This is a genomic window from bacterium (genome assembly GCA_030018315.1).
GTDB lineage: Bacteria > Hydrothermota > UBA3073 > JACQXS01 > JAGMCI01 > JASEGA01.
In genome coordinates this window covers 16,428-37,166 of record JASEGA010000019.1, presented here as the reverse complement: position 1 = coordinate 37,166, position 20,739 = coordinate 16,428, and the positions used below count along the sequence as shown (strand labels likewise).

At 37.7% G+C, this 20,739-nt stretch carries 13 protein-coding genes; 9 read left to right on the top strand and 4 right to left on the bottom strand.

Going from position 1 to position 20,739, the window contains the following annotated elements; translation table 11 throughout:
• From QMD71_07080 to QMD71_07065, 4 genes are all read left to right on the top strand, one after another.
• The coding region (locus QMD71_07080; GenBank protein ID MDI6840592.1) for a T9SS type A sorting domain-containing protein at positions 1-239 on the top strand (239 nt) is incomplete at its 5' end.
• 156 nt (positions 240-395) lie between these two features.
• A complete protein-coding gene (locus tag QMD71_07075; protein ID MDI6840591.1) occupies positions 396-4,202 on the top strand; it encodes a C25 family cysteine peptidase in 3,807 nt (1,268 codons plus the stop codon).
• A gap of 143 nt (positions 4,203-4,345) precedes the next feature.
• Positions 4,346-5,179 carry a VCBS repeat-containing protein gene (locus tag QMD71_07070; protein MDI6840590.1) on the top strand — a complete coding sequence of 278 codons (834 nt, stop codon included), beginning with the start codon at positions 4,346-4,348 and terminating at the stop codon, positions 5,177-5,179.
• The gene (locus QMD71_07065; GenBank protein ID MDI6840589.1) at positions 5,176-5,838 is read left to right on the top strand and encodes a VCBS repeat-containing protein; all 663 of its coding nucleotides are present in this window, start codon (positions 5,176-5,178) and stop codon (positions 5,836-5,838) included. Before QMD71_07070 ends, QMD71_07065 begins: the two co-directional genes overlap by 4 nt.
• A 221-nt stretch (positions 5,839-6,059) precedes the next feature.
• Here the strand turns inward: QMD71_07065 and QMD71_07060 are convergent, their stop codons facing one another.
• Both QMD71_07060 and QMD71_07055 read right to left on the bottom strand, forming a co-directional pair.
• Positions 6,060-8,531, bottom strand: coding sequence for an ATP-binding protein (locus tag QMD71_07060; GenBank protein MDI6840588.1), 2,472 nt, complete (start codon positions 8,529-8,531; stop codon positions 6,060-6,062).
• 4 nt (positions 8,532-8,535) lie between these two features.
• Positions 8,536-8,979 carry a DNA polymerase ligase N-terminal domain-containing protein gene (locus QMD71_07055; protein ID MDI6840587.1) on the bottom strand — a complete coding sequence of 148 codons (444 nt, stop codon included), beginning with the start codon at positions 8,977-8,979 and terminating at the stop codon, positions 8,536-8,538.
• 128 nt (positions 8,980-9,107) lie between these two features.
• On the opposite strand from QMD71_07055, the gene QMD71_07050 reads away from it, so the two are divergent.
• From QMD71_07050 to QMD71_07040, 3 genes are all read left to right on the top strand, one after another.
• On the top strand, positions 9,108-10,202 hold the full coding sequence (locus tag QMD71_07050) for a GWxTD domain-containing protein (protein MDI6840586.1): 1,095 nt from the start codon (positions 9,108-9,110) through the stop codon (positions 10,200-10,202).
• Entirely contained in the window at positions 10,177-10,950 is a 774-nt protein-coding gene (nth, locus tag QMD71_07045) for an endonuclease III (GenBank protein MDI6840585.1), read from the top strand. The genes QMD71_07050 and nth overlap by 26 nt, the downstream gene beginning before the upstream one ends.
• A gap of 88 nt (positions 10,951-11,038) precedes the next feature.
• Positions 11,039-12,076, top strand: a complete 1,038-nt coding sequence (locus tag QMD71_07040) for a DUF933 domain-containing protein (protein MDI6840584.1) — start codon at positions 11,039-11,041, stop codon at positions 12,074-12,076.
• 14 nt (positions 12,077-12,090) lie between these two features.
• On the opposite strand, the gene QMD71_07035 is transcribed toward QMD71_07040, so the two are convergent.
• A complete protein-coding gene (locus QMD71_07035; protein ID MDI6840583.1) occupies positions 12,091-13,203 on the bottom strand; it encodes a hypothetical protein in 1,113 nt (370 codons plus the stop codon).
• A 168-nt stretch (positions 13,204-13,371) separates the two neighbouring features.
• Here QMD71_07035 and QMD71_07030 point away from each other — a divergent pair, with 168 nt between their 5' ends.
• Together QMD71_07030 and QMD71_07025 are read left to right on the top strand one after the other, a co-directional pair.
• On the top strand, positions 13,372-14,616 hold the full coding sequence (locus tag QMD71_07030; protein MDI6840582.1) for a glycosyltransferase family 4 protein: 1,245 nt from the start codon (positions 13,372-13,374) through the stop codon (positions 14,614-14,616).
• Entirely contained in the window at positions 14,613-18,941 is a 4,329-nt protein-coding gene (locus tag QMD71_07025; protein MDI6840581.1) for an acyl-CoA dehydratase activase, read from the top strand. Before QMD71_07030 ends, QMD71_07025 begins: the two co-directional genes overlap by 4 nt.
• A 133-nt stretch (positions 18,942-19,074) precedes the next feature.
• Here QMD71_07025 and QMD71_07020 read toward each other — a convergent pair whose 3' ends face one another.
• Positions 19,075-20,733 (bottom strand): SurA N-terminal domain-containing protein, encoded by a 1,659-nt coding sequence (locus QMD71_07020; GenBank protein MDI6840580.1) that lies wholly within the window; start codon positions 20,731-20,733, stop codon positions 19,075-19,077.
• Positions 20,734-20,739: the final 6 nt, after the last annotated feature.

Here is a 20,739-nt window from a genome sequence, read left to right as displayed (position 1 = left end):
CTAATCCTTTCACAAAGACTGCTATTTTAAGCTATATATTACCAAAAGAGGCAATTGTTAGCATAAAGGTTTATGACATAACGGGTAAAGTTATTAAGGTGCTTGTAGATAAGAAGCAGCCCGCTAATCGGTATACAATTAACTGGGATAGCAGTGAGTTATCTTCAGGTGTTTACTTCATCCATATGCGAGTAGGTAAGTTTACAAAAATACATAAGGTAGTAAAAATAAGAGGGTAGGACATAATTCAGTTTTGGGTTGAATTATGAGATATCAAATATCAAAAATTAAAAATGGCGCTCCAATGTGACAACTTCGTTGTCAATTTTGCATTTTGATATGTAATTTTGATATTTGAAATTTGATTTTTGATTTACGAAGGATGGAGGTGCAATATGAGGTATAATTTTTTAATTTTGCTGTTACTTCCAGCTTATTTATTGGCTGGTGAAATACAGCAGACGGTTAGGTTTAAGACAAGTGACCTTAATTTTAGAAAACTTAAAGGATACGATATAGTTGGACTTAATGGATGTAACTTTACTCGTAAGCTGGGCTCTCCTATGCTTCCTGTAAAAGTTATATCCTGCCTTATCCCGCCGGGTGCAAGTATTGTGAAAGTTGAAGTAATATCTAAAGAGAGTAAAGTTATACCAGGAAAATATCAAATCTGCCCGGCACAACCTCCTTATCCGTTTTCATTTAGAGAAAAAGTAAAATGGGTAGAACCTGATGCAAAAGTTTATTCCGGAGCAGGATATTTTCCTACTGAATTAATTGACTATGGACACACTGGTAATATGGGAGGCTATAGAATTATTGGTATTTTTGTTTACCCGCTTCAATACATTCCAGTTAAAGGTGAACTTATTTTTAACTCAAGGGTTGAACTTCGAGTTACCTACAAAGAAGGAGTGTATGCTATACCCACTATCACGTCGGAACAGAAAAAGTTGTTTAACCCTATGGTTAAGTCAATGGTAATAAATCCTGAAGCAGTTGAGATATGGGCTCCTGATATAGAAATGGTATGTAATTCAAAGGTACTTCCTCCAGATACAGTTGAATATGTGATAATAACAGCTGGCTCATTTGGTTCTGCATTTCAGCCACTTGCTGATTGGAAAACAAAGAAAGGTGTACCTGCTAAAGTAGTGACACGTGAGTTCATATACGCAAATTACACGGGCATAGATGACGCTGAGAGAATACGAAACTTTATTAAAGATGCAAACTCAAATTGGGGTACAACTTGGGTTCTACTTGGTGGTCAATGTGACTTTGAAAATGGACAAGAAGTAATACCAAGAAGGGATGTATGGTACTGGGATTATCCTGATGATTATTATCCTGGTGAGGATACTATCCCGAGCGACCTGTATTTCTCAGACTTAGACGGCACATGGAATGCAGACGATGACGGTATATGGGGTGAATCTACTGATGGAGTTGATTTTTATCCAGATGTGTTCGTTGGACGTGCACCAGTTTATGATTCAGTCCAAGCAACTACATTTGTAAATAAGGTTATTACATATGAGAAAAGCCCACCTTTCGGTTATCTTAAGAAGATTCTACTCCCAGCAGTTAAGCTATTCCCAATGTATAATTACTGGGGTGATACAGTAAACAATGCCATTGCAAGAATTGACCCAATTGATTGGCAGGACTCAAAATTATATGAGTCGCTGGGCAACTTATCTACAGCAGCACTTGTGGATTCATTAAATTCTGGATTTGGATTTATGAACTCAGCTTCTCATGGGTGGACAAACCGTTTATCATACGCAGATGGGACTGTAATCTTGAACTCAGATAATGTTGACAATCTTATAAACGGTGATAAGCTTACAATAGTCCTTACCGGAGTAGCTTGTTACTGTGGTGCAGTTGATGAAGTTCCGGGAGGCGACTGTTTTGCGGAGCATTTTGTTAATAACAACAGCGGAGGTGCAGTAGCTATAATTGCAAACACAAGATATGGGTGGGGCGAAGATGCACACATAGCTTTCTCAGATGCTATTGATACAACCTTTTATCACGAGTTTTTTTGTAATAATTACCAATACCATGAGCGTATAGGAGTGACTAATGCTATGTCAAAAAGCCGTTATATTTCAGGAATTACATGGGAAGACTGGGATGTGTGGCCTTGGTGTCTCTATGAGCTTACTCTATTTGGTGACCCAGAACTGCCTATGTGGAGTGCTGAGCCAGAGAGCTTATTTGCTCTATATGATACTATAATAACAACAGAAGAGACAAACTTCAAAGTTGAAGTCACAGCTAACGGAGTAGGTGTTGATAGTGCGTATGTGTGTATATTTAAAGAAGGTGAACTTTATATGCGAGATTATACTGATGCAACTGGAGATGTGGTATTTAACTTACCCAGCCCACTTATTTCTCCCGGTACTATGTGGGTGACAGTTACAAAACATAATTTTATACCTTATGAAGGTGTAGTTAATGTTGTAGTGCCAAGTGGTGCCTGTGTGGTTTACGACCATTATGAAGTAAACGATAGTTCTGGTAATAATAATGGCACAGTCCAACCGGGTGAACCTATAAAGTTACAAGTAACTATACACAATGTCGGAGTAGATACAGCTTATCAGGTTGAAGCTGTGTTGAGAACAGCTGACCAATATATTACTATTGTGGATTCAACTGAAGATTGTGGTGATGTTGCGCCTGATTCATACAAGACAGGTGAGTTCGGGTTGAATGTCGCATTAAGTACTCCCAATTGCTATAATATTGCATTTGAACTTGTAATAAGTGATAAAAATAATAGTGAATGGGTGTGGCATTTTTCTATTCCTGTAGTCACGCCTATTTTAAAATTGCATTCCTACTCAATAGATGATGATATGTTTGGTCAAAGTCAAGGTGATGGTGATAAATTTTTAGAACGCGGTGAAACAATTGAACTTATAACGGTTTTAGGGAATTGGGGTGATATAGACGCATATAATGTGAATGCGGTTCTATTTACCTACGATACTTTTGTGGCAATAATTGATTCTGAAAGCTACTTTGGTGATATATCTCATTTAGATACAGTAACTGCTTTTGACAATTTTGTTTTCAGGCTTGATAGAAACTGCCCAAACCATCACTTGGTGAATTTATATTTAACAATATCTGATATAGACACATCTACACATGACTGGATAGATAGCTTCTATATTAAGCCAGTGGCTCCCGGTGATGTTATGTATGGATTTTATGCTCCCGGTGATTGGTCTTATGGGATAGCATCAGATGGTGAGAAGTTATGGGTGACTGTTGCGATTCCTTCCCTCATCTATGCAGTAAATCCTATAAATGGCAGTGTGATAAAAACAATACCTGCACCCGGAGGTTACGATTGTATAGGTATAACCTATGATAGCGGTTTCTTATGGGTAAATAATGAGAAGACTGGTAAAATTTATAAAATTGACACTACCGGGACTATAATAAAATCATTCCTAGCAAGAGGTAGTAATGGGCTTACTTTTGATGGTGAGTATTTGTGGACATGTCATTGGGGAGCGCACAAGATATTTAAAATAGATACTGCTAATGGTAATGTTTTATCGAGTTTTACTGTCCCAGTTCCACAACCTCAGGTATATGGAGCAATGGAACTTGCATTTGAGCAGAACAGCCAAAATTTGCTCCTTATGATGACATTTGCTACTCAACAAGGGTGTGACTCCTGTGTAGTTTATGAGATTACAAGAGATGGCAATCTGGTATCCGGTCATTCATTTAGGGGGCCACTTAAAAGAGGAACAGGTGTAGAGTATGACAAAGTTACAGGCGACTATTGGGTACTCACATTATGTGGAAAGGGAAGTATATCCAAAGTGGAAGGCTTTTACCCATGGCCACCTACTCAGCCTGGGGTAGATGAGATATTAACTAAAGTGCCTAACTCTCTTGTAATGTATCAAAATACTCCTAATCCATTTGCACATCTAACAAGTATCAATTATGAGGTGCCAGTTAAAAGCAGGGTCTCTCTTAAAGTATATGACATCACAGGTAGACTTATTTGTACACTTGTAGATAGGATACATAAACCAGGCTATTATAGAGCTATTTGGGATGGTAAAGATAGTAGTGGTAGGAGAGTTTCATCTGGAGTCTACTTTTATAAGTTTGAGAGCAAAGAGTTTAATAAGATAATGAAGTTAGTATTTTTAAAGTAGCCGAAGACAAACACAAAGATGCAAGAGGAGGTGATGTGTATGATTGGATAAAGAGAGTGAATAAGGTGACCGTGTTCAGTAAATTGGCTACAAATTGATACAGGAATTAGCTGTGTAATTTGTATGCCTAAAGGGAGGATGGCATGTTTAAGTCAAACTTAATTATATATTTTGTGGCTATAGCACTTCTTGTTGCCTCTAATGCGAGTGCTGATATTCCACTTGAGGATACACCTTGTTGGATGTCAACTGAGAGCGACTGGGATGACTGGGAGATAGGATTTGGAGATATGAATAACGATGGTTATCCAGAACTTGCAGTTTCTGTTGAGATTGGTCCTGACCGTGTGTATAGGAACATAGGGGGGCAACTTGAGACTACTGCATCATGGGTAGCAGCAACTGTGAGTAATGTGGCTTTAGCGTGGGGTGATGTAAATAATGACGGCTACCAAGACCTTGCAGTTGCCTACGCTGCCATTGGGGGAGGGAGAGTTCGTCTCTATATGAACAATAATGGCGAGCTTGAGACTACCCCCTCTTGGACATCAGAAATGGGTGGTGGTATGGATATAAGTTTTGGTGATATGAATGGCGATGGCTGGCTTGACCTTGCAACAACTGATTGGTTTTACTCTCCGAATGTCTATCTTAACTTGAAAGGTGTACTAGAGACAAGACCATCTTGGCAAGCTACTGATCTTGTGAATACCAGCTCATGTGCATGGGGTGATGTAGATAATGATGGCAAACTTGACCTTGCTGTTGGTCGTACGAGTGTTGGGGCTACGGTTCGTGTATATTTTAATCAGGACACTATTCTTGAGACAGCTGCCTCGTGGCTATCAGAGGAATGGTATTATTGCACTCCAGAGGGTATGGCTTTTTGTGATGTAAACAATGATGGCTGGCTTGACCTTGGCATAGGAAATACTGGATACGGGGATTCTTTGGGTGTTGTTGCTATATATATATGAGTCATAATGGCAAACTTGAGCAGACACCTTCTTGGAAATCGAGTTATCAAAGCCTCACATGGGATATAGCATTTGCAGATGTAGACGGTGATGGCTACATGGATTTGGGTGCATCAAATGAGATTGGGTCAACTACTGTTTACCAAAATCTTGGTGGCACTTTAGAGACTACACCTTCATGGGCTTCAGGCTATTACGGGATGAGTATGAGTATAGCTTGGGCAGATGTTGATTGTGCTGGAATAAAAAATAAGGTGGATACACTAAGTGGCAATGGTGTAATGAAGCTATTTTATATTACACGCTACCCAGCGCACTCAATCGATTCAATTAAAGTGGATGGTTCAATAGTAGGGGGAAAAAGCTATTGTTATGACCGGAATGCTGGCTGGATATCTTTAAGAAATGCACCACAAAGTGGGACAGATAATATACTAATTTACTACACTTATTCAATTAGCTTAGACTTAGCAGTTGGTGTTGATAACGCACCGGATGTCCTTTTTCGCAACACAAATGTTGGAATTGAAGAAGTTAAGAGTTTACCAAGATGGAAGCAAGACAAGAGGCTTGAAGTCTATCCTAATCCATTTAGTGAAAAGACCGTTATTCGTTATTCGTTAAACGGAACGATTATACGATTAACGATTCACGATTAACGATTCACGACCTCACTGGTAGATTAGTTAAATCTTTTGCGATTAACGATTTACGATTTACGGTTAACTCCGAAGGATCCTGTGGAGATGTTACTTGGGTTGGTAGTGATGATAATGGAAATAAATTACCAAGTGGCATTTATTTTTGTAAGCTAAAAGTGGATAAAACTATTCTTACTAAGCAGATAATTATAATGAGATAAGAGAGGTGTGTAGGTTATTTAGCAGTTCGTCCTTTCTGAGCCTTCGCCAAGTCTAAAATCTCTCCATTTATTAGCAAACTCACGTAATTTGCGGTCAACCATCCAGTTGACTGTCCCATCCTCATACTCACCATCTTTTGTTCGCTCACCTGCCTTCATACCTGTTAGTATCTCAATCCCTTCATCAATAGTTTTTACAGGATAGATATGAAACTTGCCCTTCTTCACTGCTTCTATTACATCCTTACGTAACATTAAATCGTTGATATTCTGATATGGAATTATAACCCCCTGTGTCCCAGTTAGTCCTTTGGCTTTACAGACATCGTAAAAGCCTTCTATCTTTTGATTTACTCCACCAATAGACTGGATTTCACCCTTCTGATTCACTGAGCCAGTGACTGCTATATCCTGCCTTATTGGGAGCTCAGAGAGAGAAGATAACAAAGCATATACTTCTGAAGATGATGCAGAATCACCTTCTACTCCAGTATAAGATTGCTCAAAACAGAGACTTGCACTCATTGCAAGTGGCTTATCTTGGGCATACTTTGAACGTAGATAGCCAGCAAGTATTAGCACTCCCTTACTATGAATTCTACCACTTAACTCAGCCTCCCTTTCAATATCAATTATGCCTGAGCTACCTACTGATGTCTTAGCAGTTATACGAGAAGGCTTACCAAAAGTGTAGTCCCCGGTATCATAAACTGATAGTCCATTTACCTGTCCTATTACATTACCAGAAGTATCAATCATAATTGTGCCATCTTCTATCAACTCTTGAATCTTCTCTTCAATAAGTCTTGAACGTTCTATCTTCTCATCAATTGCCTTTTCTACATGCTTGTTAGTTACTATAGAACTACCTTCTTTATGTGCCCAATGATTAGCTTCCCGCAGTAAATCGGCAACCTGATTAAAGTGAGTAGAAAGTTTACTCTGTCTCCCGGATATTCTAACCCCGTATTCAATAACTGATGCACAAGCCCCTTTATCAAATGGGATAAGTTTTTCTTGTGAACATATCTTCTTTATAAAATTAGCATACTCCTTTATAGCTTCTGTATTTATATCCATTACTGAATCAAAGTCTGCCCTTATTTTAAATATTTTCTTGAAATCTTCGTCATGTTCGTATAGTAAATTGTATAAAAAATAATCGCCTACCATTACAACTTTTACATCACATTCTACAGGCTCAGGTTTAAGTGCCGGCATAGATAACATATAAAATGGGGTGTAATTTTGTATCTCTGCTTTCCTATTTCGGAGTGTCCTTTTTAAAGTAGACCAAACTCCCGGTTCTATTAATGCATCTAATGCTTCTATAATGAGATAACCACCATCAGCCCTTATAATAGAGCCAGCTTTTATTCTTGTAAAATCAGTCCGCCATTGACCAAATCTGTCAGATACAGCCTCTATAGCACCAAATAGATTACGATAAGTAGGGGAGGTCTCAAAGATGACAGGCGCCCGCTTTGCACCATAATTATCTACAATTAGATTAACACGATAGCGAAGAAATAGGTCTATAGGTGAAGGCGGTATATCCAGCGGAGTTTCTCTTTCAGGTTTCTCCTGAAATCTGTCCAAATTCTCAATAATATCATTCTTTACTTCGTCTAAATATTGATTTATTTTTTCATTCTTACCCGCCTGCCTGTTGTCGGGCAGGTATTTATCTTTTATCTCATCAATTTTACGCTCAATTAACGGGGTAGCTACCCCATAGTCTAACTCCCTTAACTTATCATGAATTGCTTTCTCAATGTCTCTTATTTCTTTGAGAACAGACTCAAGCTCATCAACGAGTTTAGAACGCTTCTGCTCAAGTTTTGCAAACTCAGTTTTTGAAAATTTGCCCTTCTCAACTAATGTTGAGAGCTCTTGAAAATTTACAGACTTGCCATCAATTATAGGCACTATATCTGGTCTTGCAAATGGACCTACTTGTAATTGAACTAAAGTGAAGTTTTCCTTAGATGCCTCTTTCTCAAAATTCTTTACAAGCTCGTTTTGTCTCTTTTTAAATTTCTCTATAATTTCTTTTCTTTTTTTCTGGTAATCTTCACTCTTAAAAATTAAAGGTATATTCTTAACCAAGTACTCAATAAGCTCATCCATGTCTTTTTTGAAGCCTCTACCTTGTCCTGCTTTCAGTCTGATAAGTATTGGCTCATCAGGATTCTTGAAATTATTAACATAACATTTGTCATCAGGTAGTCGCTTGAAGCGCTCAGTTTCCTTTAATAGATGAGTGACAGCTGTCTTCCTACCAGTCCCTACAGGACCGGCTACAAATATATTATACCCTAAGCTTTCAATATCAAGCCCAATCCGTAGCGCATTAACTGCCCTCTTTTGACCAATTATGGCAGGCTGCAATTTTAGCTCTTCTGTTGTCTCAAATCCTAAACTATCTGGGTCACACCTCCACCTTAGCTTATCAATAGGGACTTCGGTAAAATTTGATACATTTTTCATATCTCTACCCCCATTTTTGATATTTGATATTATTTTTATGCCCTTCCTTTAAAAATAGCCACTGGTTATTGCCCCCCTTTTTAAATTTAAATAGTACATAGGTTCCTTTTAACTTTTTACCATAAAGTGTAAATTCTATCTTATTTTGAGCCCTTGTAATAAGTTCATACTTACCCTTATCCCATATTTTAACTTCACCTGCTCCATATAAGCCTTTAGGGATTATGCCCTCAAAATTAGCATAGTCAAGTGAATGGTCTTGAGTCTGGAGAGCAAGCCTCTTTATACCACACTCTGTTGGTGGTATCTTAGGGAGTGCCCAACTTTTAAGCACACCATCCATACTAAGCCGCATATCCCAATGCAAGTGAGTTGCGTGATGTTCATGGATTACAAAAACACCATCCCTATCAGTGTTCACATCCGTGTAGCTCAGTGTTTTAGACATCGAACTAATTATTACTTAAAACTACAGTTTTGTCAAGTAGTTCTCAAGAAATTATCATCTGTGTAATCTGTGTCTAATAATATAATAATATTTGACAAATTATTAAGGCAAGATATAATTAACTTATAATGATTCCAATCTTACTTTACCTATTTAATATAGATAATATAGAATTTAGGTTTAGTACAGGTTCTTTTCTAAACGAGACAAAATCTCCTGAACTTAGAATTTTTTACGAAATCAATAGAGATGAACTTGTGTATATAAAATCTAATAAAATATTTATTGCAAGACTACAAATTTCTTGTACCTTAACCCAAAATGATAAGGAAATTGGTGATGTGTGGGTTGTAGAAGATTCACTTTATACTTATGAAGCTACAATTCTTAAGTCTATAATTAAAAGGGAGCTGAATATGAGTGTAGCACCAGGTAAATATAAACTTAAACTTGAAATAAAGGATTTAAATTCACAAAGAGTGGGTAAAAAAATAGAATCTATAGTCCTTAAGGACCTCAGTACTTATTATCCACAGTCTATTTCAAGCATTAGATTTATAGACGGAAAGGCTTGTCTATTTGAAGTTTATAATTTTTCTGGTTCACCATTTGAACTCAGTTATTGGATAGGCAAATTTAATAACTCTGTAAAATTTGACCAGCCAAAGTTTATCAACCCAGTAAGAATTGAAATACCAGTTGACTCACTTGAATACGGAACTCAAAAGGTTATAATCTCAGTTGGCAGTATTGAGGTTAGCGACAGTTTCTACATACAGGAACCGTTTTGGGTTAAGGATTACGAGAAAAGGATAGAAGAGTTAACTTATATTGCAAAGCCAGATGAGATTGACTCATTGCTTGCTGCTCCCATTTCTGAAAGGGAAAGATGCTGGAAAGAGTTCTGGAAAAAGAGAGACCCAAGTCCAGAAACTGAGCGTAACGAGTTTGAAGATGAATATTTTAAGCGAGTAGATTATGCAAATGAGAACTTCTCATGTGCTAGAAAAGGGTGGAAAACAGATAGGGGTAGGGTATACATTAAACTGGGGCCACCAGATGAGGTTGATAGCCACCCATTTGAGATTAGTCAAAAGCCTTACGAAGTATGGCGTTATTACTTAAAGAAGCTGGAATTTATATTTGTAGATGAACATGGATTTGGTGACTATATCCTTGTTTACCCTAAATACTGGGATGAAAAAATTAACATCAAACAATAAAGGAGGGGCAGGTCTTCACGCCCTGTTCTGTGTCGGGACGGATGTACCTGCCATTCTATCTTTCTTTAAAAGAAAATATGGATTGACCCCTCTTTTGTCATTGCGAGCGACCCTGAACCCTGGCCTGACTGCCAGGGCAGGCTTGTTTCAGGGGAAGCAATCTCATCCTTATAAAGTTCTCATATCAACTATACTTTCACAACGCACTAAAGATGGGGTTACACATACTGTAACCAAACGATTATTCTCAAAATATTCTACTGCCAGAGGTGCGACCTCACCAGATGAGTTTAAATCACTCTCAACTAAGGAAATTGAGTCACTGATTAAGCCAGTTGGCTTCTATAAGGTCAAGGCAAAATGGATAAAGGAGATCGCAGCTATTCTTGTAGATAAATTTGATTCTAAAGTTCCTAATACACTATCTGAGTTACTTTCTTTACCCGGAGTTGGACGAAAGACTGCAAACTGTGTACTCGCATACGGGTTTGGAATACCAGCGCTTCCTGTTGATACACATGTGCACCGTATATCTAACAGGTTAGGGATTGTGAAAACAAATACCCCCTATGAGACAGAGCAAGCTCTGATGCAGGTGATACCACGAGAGTACTGGGGCACATTAAATACAGCAATGGTTGAATTTGGTAAAGAAATCTGTAGACCAGTAAAGCCAAGATGTAAGGGATGCGAACTAAATAAATTATGCAAATATAGAAACTTGCAGAGATTCGTAGAAAATTTATGAAGATTTATTGGTGCTATAAGTTTCTACAAATTTCCATAAGTCTCTATAAATCTCTGAGAATATGTAATTCTGTGGCTATTTGTAGTTTATGAAGCTTGGCATTATAGGAGTTCAGGGCGCAGGTAAGACGACAGTATTTAGGGCACTAACTTATGGAGTAGGGGCAAGGTTAGCGCGTCCCTATAATACTAAAGCACAGGAACCTAATGTTGTATCTGTACCAGTTCCTGACGAACGGCTTGATTTCATTTCAACTGTATTTAAGCCTAAAAAGATAACATATGCTGAGATTGAATTTATTGACTTACCCGGATTTACAAAGTCTACATTAGCAATGCTACAAACAGCTGATGCATTGGTCAATGTAATACCATTTTTTGGTGAGTTCAAAGAGCCTGTTAAATATATGAATGAAGTATCAAACGAGATTGTCTTGAGAGACCTTGAGCTATGTGAGGCAAGGCTTGATAAATTCTCAAAAATAAAAGACCGTCATTCTAAGTGTAGCGAAGAATCTCTTGAACTCAAATTTTTAGAGCAATGTAAAGCTGTACTTGAAAAAGCTACACCACTCAGAAGACTTGAACAGGTGAAACTTGGAAAAAATGAGCTAAAGTTAATAAAAGAGGTAGGTTTCATTTCACAAAAACCAATAGTGCTCATACTTAATAGAGAAAATGAGAAAATGAGTGATGAATTAAAAGTAAAAGCAGAAAGTGATGGGTTGCCTCTCATTGATTTTAATGCAAAACTTGAACTTGAGATAGCTGAACTTAATCCAGAAGAGAGGGATGAGTACGAGAAGGAGTTTGGGACAGGTGAGCCTCCATTAAAAAAATTTATCAGAATCGGCTATCCCGGATTAGGGATTATTACTTTTTTTACTGTAGTAGGTGACGAAGTCAAAGCTTGGCTACTTAAGGCAGAGACTACAGTACTTAAGGCAGCTGGTAAGGTGCATTCAGATATGGAACGCGGTTTTATACGAGCACAGGTGATTAGTTATAATGATTTTAAGACTGCTGGCTCATTTAAAGAGGCTAAAGAAAAGGGCTTGATTAGACTTGTAAATCGTGACCACGTAGTCAAGGATGGTGACATAATTGAATTTAAATTCCATGTGTAACTTAATAAGAGACTCTAGTCCCAGAATTCCCAGAATAAGCCGTAGGATGGTTCCGTAGATTTTAGTTTATAAAATATTTTTGCGTCTAATATTTTTAGTTCAGCTCGTATAGTCTCACTTGCCAAGTCGCCGAGTATGTATATTCCAATGTCTCCATTCCTAAACTCCTTTTTGTACTCGCCAAAAATTGCCAATTCATCGCCCCAGCCTTGATTTGCAAGGTGAAGCAAGCTAGCTGCTCCTATAAATCTAAAATTGTATATCCATGGGCTTACAAGCCTTATTTCTATGCCATTATTTTCATCGTTTTTAAACAGGTTGATGCTTGACTCCAGCCACCTAATTCCAAGATTTGATTGAGTTTGAGTTAAGCTACCAAAAATAATCATATTAAACTTTGGAATCCAGCCAATTGCAATTTTAGGATAGATTCTACTTATTACATGATTATACCTAAGACTTGGGACAACATACACAAGAGGACGTAGCTCCCAGTAGTCTTGGATAAATACGCCTATATCCTTCTCGGCACCTAATAGGAGTTCGTGTCCACTCAAGAGGTGAGACCTCAAATTGAATTTTTGGGTTATACTCCAAAAGTTGCGTTTCAGCGAAAACCTCAAGTTGTTCACCGAGCCTTTGATTAAGAAATCTTTATCTAAGTAGAGCCTAAGATTTGTCCATCTTGACTTATGTCCAATATTACCACTAAATTTGGAGCCCGAATTCAAATCACCCGCTAAGTAGAAGTCTAATGTAGGGGTTTGATTAATCAAACCCTTACATAATTCAAATTGGATATGGTTTGGATTTTTAATAAGCTTAATACTTGAGTAAGGCTGTCCTCCTTTACCCCTTTTTGTTATGATATTGATGACTGCATCACAATCTCCATAAGTAGAACTCGCATCCTCACAAAGAAGTTCAATTCTTTCAATTGATGTGAAACACACATCATTAAGAGAAGAGATTGGTACACCATCTTTTAGAAGTAAGACATTAGAAGAACCCCTGAAATAAACAGAGTCATTCCTTACCTCTATAAATGGATAAGAGATGAAGAGTTCAGTAGGTGTATCAATTGCAAAGGATAAAGAGTAAGCATTGGATGGGGTAGTGATTAACATTTTAGGATACCTAAAAGGAGTTTCTAAACTTAATAATAGTAGGATGAGCATCTCTAATTTGGGTTTGATAAATCAAACCCCTACAATTTTAAAAAGATACAGCTTTAAAGCTTTAAAATCAAGTTTTTATTGTTGACTTTTAACTAAAAGTATAGTAGTTTAGTGTCAATGAAAATTTGTATTGTGTCTGACTTATATTATCCATACCCGGGTGGGGTCTCAGAGCATGTATACCATACTTCTCACGAGCTTATGAAGATGGGGCATGAAGTTAAGATATTGACAACATCTTACAAGACATACCTATGGCGGGACTACGAAACCTATGAGATAGATAGTAGAGATAAACAGGTATCACCTGAAGATGTAATTAGACTTGGCATAGCAATCCCATATCCGACAAATAGGTCAGTCGGTGTTATCCCTATTGGGTTTAGACTAAATGAAAAGGTTAAAAAAGTGCTAAACTCATCGGGTAGCTTTGACATAATTCATATGCATGGGCCTAGCCCTTCTTTACCACTTATAGCACTCAGGTGTTCAAGTGCAATAAATATTCTGACATTTCATGCTCATGCACCTGACCTAAAATTGTATAAATATTTTACATATATAATACAGCCCTATATAAGGAAAATAGATGCTGCAATTGCAGTATCTCGTGTAGCTCTCACTACTATGCAAAGATACCTGTCTTACCGCCAGGCAGGCATACAAATACCGTACACAATCATTCCTAATGGGGTAGATACCAAAAGGTTTTCTCCTGAGGTTGATGGACTTGAAAAATTCAGACAGGTATCATCTGAAGCCGGGCATAATATTCTATTTATTGGCAGATTTGAGCCAAGAAAAGGATTAAAATATCTGATTCAGGCGTTCCAGATAGTACGCCAAGAGTTTCACGATTCCAAGCTCATTGTCGTAGGCAAAGGATGGTTAAGTAAAATCAAAAATCAAAATGCAAAAATCAAAAATATTTATTTTGAAGGGTTTATATCACCAGAGATTTTACCCCGATATTATACGTCGTGTGATGTTTTTTGTTCACCTGCAATAGGGATGGAAAGTTTTGGTATAGTCCTACTTGAGGCAATGGCTTCAGGAAAGCCAGTAGTTGCTACTAATATACCAGGATATAGGGAAGTCATAACTAATGGCTTAAATGGAATATTAGTTGAACCTAAAAATCCTAAGTCTATTGCAGATGCTATAATAGGAATATTCAAGAACAATGAACTCAGGACACGATTAGCAAAAGAGGGGAGGGAGGCAGCACTTAGATATTCGTGGGATAAGGTGACAAGAAAAATAGAGCAGTTTTATTACGAGATAGCTGAGAAGAAAAGAGGTGGCACCTCAAACTGTCATTGCAGGGACCGACCCTGTCGGGACGAAGCAATCTCAAGATGAGAGATTTATACATAGGTATAGACATAGGGTCAGTTTCAATAAATGTGGCAGTTCTGGACAGTAGGGGTTTGATTAATCAAACCCCTACTGTACTAAAAGACTGGTATGTAAGGATAGAGGGTGAGCCACTAAAAAGGACTTATGACACTCTTAAGCTTGTATTCAATAGCTACCATGAGTCAGAATTTGCTGGTATGTCTGCTACAGGAAGGGGTGGTAAACTTCTGTCTAAGATACTAAATATTCCATTTGTTAACGAAATACTTGCCCATACAATCTCAACTGGCACACTCTATCCACAAGTAAAATCAATCATTGAAATAGGGGGCGAGGATTCAAAACTTATACTTATAGAATATGATAAGAATCTTGGTATGCATGTAATAAAGGACTTTGCTATGAACACAATCTGTGCTGCTGGGACTGGCTCATTTTTAGACCAGCAGGCAGCAAGGATTGGGATTGGGATTGATGAATTTAGTAAACTTGCACTCACATCTATACATCCACCAAGAATAGCTGGCAGGTGTAGTGTGTTTGCAAATACGGATATGATACACTTACAGCAAGAAGCTACCCCAGTTAATGATATAGTTGCAGGTCTATGTTTTGCACTGGCAAGGAACTTTAAGAGTGTTATTGCAAAAGGGAAAAAAGTTACAAAGCCCGTCTCATTTCAAGGGGGTGTAGCTGCAAATAAAGGGATGGTGAGAGCATTTAAAGAGACATTTGAACTATCTGAAGTATCCTATGGAAAAGATGGTGACCTTATTATACCAACTTATTTTGCATCTATGGGTGCTATAGGGTGCGCATTAAATCAAATCAAAAATGCAAAATTGGAAATTAGAAATTGGAAATTAGAAATTGAAAAAATACCTGAATTTTTAGCCAACCGTAAAGAAGAGCATAAAGGATTGCCTCCTCTTAAGGAAGTACGTCCAAAGGTTATAGCCCATCACTGGCTACAGTCTACAGTACTATCAGATGTAGGGGCGTACCCGTCCCGAACCGTGACGGGTCGGGATAGCAATACACCCCTCCCTGTATGGCTTGGTATAGATGTGGGCTCAATTTCAACAAATGTAGTGCTTGTAGATGAGAACAAGAATATTATTGCTCGTCGCTACTTGTGGACTGCTGGCAGGCCAATAGATGCTGTCCTACGTGGACTTAAGGAAATAGGAGAAGAAGTTGGTAACAGAGTAGAAGTTAAGGGAGTTGGGACTACTGGGTCTGGTAGATATATGATAGGCGACCTTGTAGGTGCAGATGTTGTCAAGAATGAGATAACAGCTCAGGCAAGGGCTTCAATTGAAGTAGACCCTACAGTTGATACAATATTTGAGATAGGGGGACAAGATTCAAAATATATATCACTGCAGAATGGGACTATTTTGGATTTTGAGATGAACAAAGTGTGTGCTGCAGGGACTGGCTCTTTCCTTGAAGAGCAGGCAGAGCGACTTAACTTGAATATAAAGGATGAATTTGGTAAGTGTGCACTTGATAGTAAATCGCCAATTAGACTTGGTGAGCGCTGCACTGTATTTATGCAATCTGATTTGACTGCATGGCAACAAAAAGGGGCAAACCGTGAAGACTTGGCAGCCGGGCTTTCGTATTCTATTGTATATAACTACTTAAATAAAGTTGTAGGCAATAAACCAATTGGCGATAATATATTCTTCCAGGGTGCAGTTGCCCATAATAAAGGGGTAGTGGCTGCTTTTGAGTCTGTCTTGAATAAGCCTGTAACAGTGCCGCCTCATAATGATGTGACTGGTGCAATAGGGGTTGCTATAATTGCTATGGAGCGTATGAAAGACAGAATACAGGAGTCAGGAGACAGAATAATAAGTAAGTTCAAAGGATTTGATTTGTGCAAAAAGAGATATAATGTTGAGAGTTTTGAATGCGACAAATGTCCGAATTCATGTGAGATAAAAAAGGTTATGCTTGAAGGCGAGGAGCCATTATACTATGGGTCGAGGTGTGAGAGGTACGAAAAGAAGTTAAAAGTTAAAAGTAAAAAGTTAAAAGTTGATTTATTTGATATTCGGAATGAACTCCTTCTTAAATCTTATAACCCACAACACACGGCTCACGATTCACAACCAGTAATTGGTATTCCGATGTCGCTCATATTTCATGAATATTTGCCATTTTGGGTAACATTTTTTCAGGAACTCGGGTGTAAGGTTATTTTATCTAATGCAACAAATAGAAAGATTGTACATGATGGAGTTGAAGTTGTGACATCTGAGCATTGTTTTCCAGTTAAGGCATGTCACGGTCATATATTGAATTTAATTGAGAAAAAAGTAGATTATATATTTATACCATCTATAATATCCATGCAAAAAGAAGACCATAAAATACAGGAAAGTTATACTTGCCCATTTGAGCAGGCTATCCCTTATGTGATAGATGCAGCACTTAATCCAGAGGCTAAAGAAATAAAGCTAATTAAACCTATCTTATACCTGAAGAGAGGGAAGAAGCATATTGAAGAAGTTATGACTAAAGTTGGTAATAAATTAGGTAAAGGTAAGTCTGCTGTTATTCACGCACTTAATAAGGCAGATGAGGCACAAAGTGAGTTTTACAAGGCTATAAAATTAATGGGAAAAGATATAATTGACTCACTTGAAGAACTTGCTATTGTGATAGTTGGTAGGCCATACAATACCTGTGATACAGGCTTAAACCTTAATATACCCAAAATATTAGGCGACCTAGGCGTGCTTGCTATTCCTATGGACTTTTTATCCATAGAGGCAATAGATATAGGAAATGATTGGCCAAATATGTATTGGAGATATGGGCAACAAATTTTATCTGCACTCCGGATAATAAAGCAAAAGCCAAACCTCTATCCTTTATATATAACAAATTTTGGCTGCGGTCCAGATTCATTTATCTTAAAATACTTCAGTAAAGAGATGGGCAAAAAGCCTTACTTAGTTATAGAGGTAGACGAACACTCTGCACCTGCTGGTGTTATAACGAGGTGCGAAGCCTTTTTAGATTCAATAGAGAATGTACCAACAAGTGTCAGGACTGAGCCAGCTGTGCAAATATTTAAAACTCACCGAACTGACTACAATGGTAGGACTTTACTTATCCCATTTATGGGCTATCACTCATATGCTGTTGCTGCCGCATTTAGACATTGTAAAATAAATGCAGAAGTTATACCAATCGCAGATGAGCGGTCACTTGAACTTGGAAGAAAATACACTACAGGTAAGGAATGTTTTCCATGTATATTAACAACAGGAGATATGGTAAAGGTTTTAGCTGACTTAAACTTTAACCCTAAAAGTATAGCATTCTTTATGCCCGAATCTTGCGGTCCTTGTAGATTTGGCCAATATAATAAACTACAAAGAATTATACTTTCTGAAATGGGTTACGATAATGTCCCTATAGTATCACCAAATCAGGCGTCTAAATTTTATGAAACTTTAAAAGAGTATGGACTAAATTTTGACAAAATAGCATGGGCAGGTGTATGTGCAGTTGACGTAATTGATAAACTTGTAAGAAAGACAAGACCGTATGAGATTAATAAGGGGGAGACAGATAGAGTTTATTTTAAATGCCTTGACCTCATATGTAAACAAATTGAAGCCGGTAGAGATGTAAACAAAGTAATGCCAGCTATAAGGAGAGAATTTGAATCTGTACCTATTAATTCCGATTCTATCGGGACTAAACCTGTGATAGGGGTTACAGGTGAGATATATGTGAGGTCGCATCATTTTTCAAATGATAATCTGGTTAGAACTATAGAAGAATTGGGCGGTGAAGTGTGGCAGGCATCAACTGCTGAATGGTTTTTCTATGTCAACTTTAGAAGAAAAGAAGATAGTGTTGTAAATAAAAATTATAAGGAGCTAATTACATATTGGGTTACAGGTAAATATCTACACTGGGCTGAACACAGGCTACAAAAAAGATTCCTGTCCCAACCTTATCGGGATAAGAAATACAATTTAAATTTTGAAGAACCTAACATTGAGACATTATTCCGCTACAGTAACCCTTATTTACACCAAACAGTTGAAGGTGAGGCAGTCCTATCAGTAGGTAAGTGTATAGAGTTCATCCTTAAAGGCGCATCCGGTATAATAACTGTGATGCCATTTACATGTATGCCCGGCACAAATACAGCTGCTGTTATGGCAACTGTAAAAGAACAATATGGTATCCCATATTTAAATATGGCATACGATGGGCTTGAGCAATCAACAGCATATACAAGACTTGAAGCCTTCATGCATCAAGCCCACCAATATATGATAAGAAATAAATCCTAAATCCGAAGCACTAAATTCTAAACAAATCCCAAAATCCAAATTCCAATGTTCCAAACACTGTTTGGGATTTGGTGAATTGGAATTTAGGTATTGTTTAGAATTTCGGATTTAGAATTTCTTGTACTCTGGTTATCTAATGTATTTCGTATCTATAGTCTTTGATGTTTGCGGTCGTCTTTAAGTTATTAAGCCAATCAGTGTAGACTTTTTTACCTTCCTCATTCATCCATTTACCAGCAAATTCTGGTAACTCCTTATTGATTTGCTCCTGCGATGGCTCAACCCTATCCAAACAATGGACGAGGTACACATCTTTGTCAGTCACCACAATACCAACTTTGTCCTTCTGAATATTTAAAGCTTGAATGAAGAAATCGGTGCCTTCGGGTGAATTTTCGAGTTTTATTAAGCCTGTAGTTTTGACTTGCAGTCCATTTTGAGACATAGCTTTTTTGAACTCATCTTCTTTGGATAGATTCTTCGATTCGCTCAGAATGACATGGAGCAACTCTTTAGCAAAAGTAATGGCTCGCTCCATTAAGTATTTCTCATGTACAATAGGTTCTACTTCAGATAAATCTGGTACCCGGGAAGGCTCGGTTCCCATAGTCTTTAATACATAGAAGCAATTATTGCCCTCAATTGGACCTATAATTTTATTCGGTTTCTTAAAGTCTATGTAAGAAAGGTCGAGTTCCCCTATTTCACCGTAACTCTTTTCAACTTTTAATCCATAATCTACAACTGCATCATCAAATCCAGCCTTAGAGGTACGACCTCGAGCTGCCTCTACAAAATTAGTTGCCATCTCTTCTACTTTTGCAATAGTTTCGTCAGACGGTCGTATTGGGAGGACTAACTCTTTATCCCCTTGAATAATGTGATATCCATCGGCTCTCTTCACTGGAGCACCAGTAGGGGTTTGATTAATCAAACCCCTACCTGTATTTTCAGCAACTGTTATTTTACAATTGTATTCTATTGCAAGGGTATCAAGAGGAACCCCTTGCTTGGCGCGGTCAAATATTTCGTCAGCCTCCTCTTTTATATAAGATTCGTCATCAATAGTAGGTAAGACTTGAAAATATACATAATGTATCAAAGGCTTTTCCGGAACTCTGAACTCCTCTTTATGTTTTTCGTAATATTCTCTTACCTCATCTGGCTTAACTTCTAATTTACTTGAGGTCGCACCTCTTGGCTCAATGACCACATATTCAAGCTTAAGGCTCACATTTTCATGTAAGTATGCCTCAGATAAGTCAATTGTAGTAGGTCTAACAGTAGCCACTATATTCTGATACACTAGCTGTCTTGGTAGCTGTGTCTTTATCAATGCCTGGTATGACTTAACCCATCCAAGATTAGCTGGACTGGCTATAATGGAATGATATTTGGCATAATCAAATCTGCCATCTGTTTGTAGTGAAGTATCTTTTAATAATTCAGGTGGTGGATTATTTCTTATAATTTCGACCACCTCTTCATCTGTAAGTTTAAGTTTCATACGTTCAAATACCTCGTCAAGTAGTGCCTCTTCAACAAGCACATTAAATGCAATCTTTTCTGCCTCATACGGTGCAATCCCACGTTCCCTATGTACTCCAATGAGGCTTGAATAAGCACTGTAAGATAGTAGCTTACCGTTAACTACACCAATTATACCCCTCTCTCTCGGGCTCAATCTCTTTGACGAGCTAAATCGCATTCCCCACTCAAGGAATAAAAATAATATGAATGCAGTCGCAGCAAACCATAGAAATACCGTCATCTTTTTTCTTAATTTACGCATTACCAT

Bases quoted from the DNA above. Each gene is read 5' to 3' on its own strand.
- QMD71_07075 (MDI6840591.1), top strand. From the start codon at position 396: ATGAGGTATAATTTTTTAATTTTGCTGTTACTTCCAGCTTATTTATTG.
- QMD71_07070 (MDI6840590.1), top strand. From the start codon at position 4,346: ATGTTTAAGTCAAACTTAATTATATATTTTGTGGCTATAGCACTTCTT.
- QMD71_07065 (MDI6840589.1), top strand. From the start codon at position 5,176: ATGAGTCATAATGGCAAACTTGAGCAGACACCTTCTTGGAAATCGAGT.
- QMD71_07060 (MDI6840588.1), bottom strand. From the start codon at position 8,531: ATGAAAAATGTATCAAATTTTACCGAAGTCCCTATTGATAAGCTAAGG.
- QMD71_07055 (MDI6840587.1), bottom strand. From the start codon at position 8,979: ATGTCTAAAACACTGAGCTACACGGATGTGAACACTGATAGGGATGGT.
- QMD71_07050 (MDI6840586.1), top strand. From the start codon at position 9,108: ATGATTCCAATCTTACTTTACCTATTTAATATAGATAATATAGAATTT.
- nth (MDI6840585.1), top strand. From the start codon at position 10,177: ATGAAAAAATTAACATCAAACAATAAAGGAGGGGCAGGTCTTCACGCC.
- QMD71_07040 (MDI6840584.1), top strand. From the start codon at position 11,039: ATGAAGCTTGGCATTATAGGAGTTCAGGGCGCAGGTAAGACGACAGTA.
- QMD71_07035 (MDI6840583.1), bottom strand. From the start codon at position 13,203: ATGTTAATCACTACCCCATCCAATGCTTACTCTTTATCCTTTGCAATT.
- QMD71_07030 (MDI6840582.1), top strand. From the start codon at position 13,372: ATGAAAATTTGTATTGTGTCTGACTTATATTATCCATACCCGGGTGGG.
- QMD71_07025 (MDI6840581.1), top strand. From the start codon at position 14,613: ATGAGAGATTTATACATAGGTATAGACATAGGGTCAGTTTCAATAAAT.
- QMD71_07020 (MDI6840580.1), bottom strand. From the start codon at position 20,733: ATGCGTAAATTAAGAAAAAAGATGACGGTATTTCTATGGTTTGCTGCG.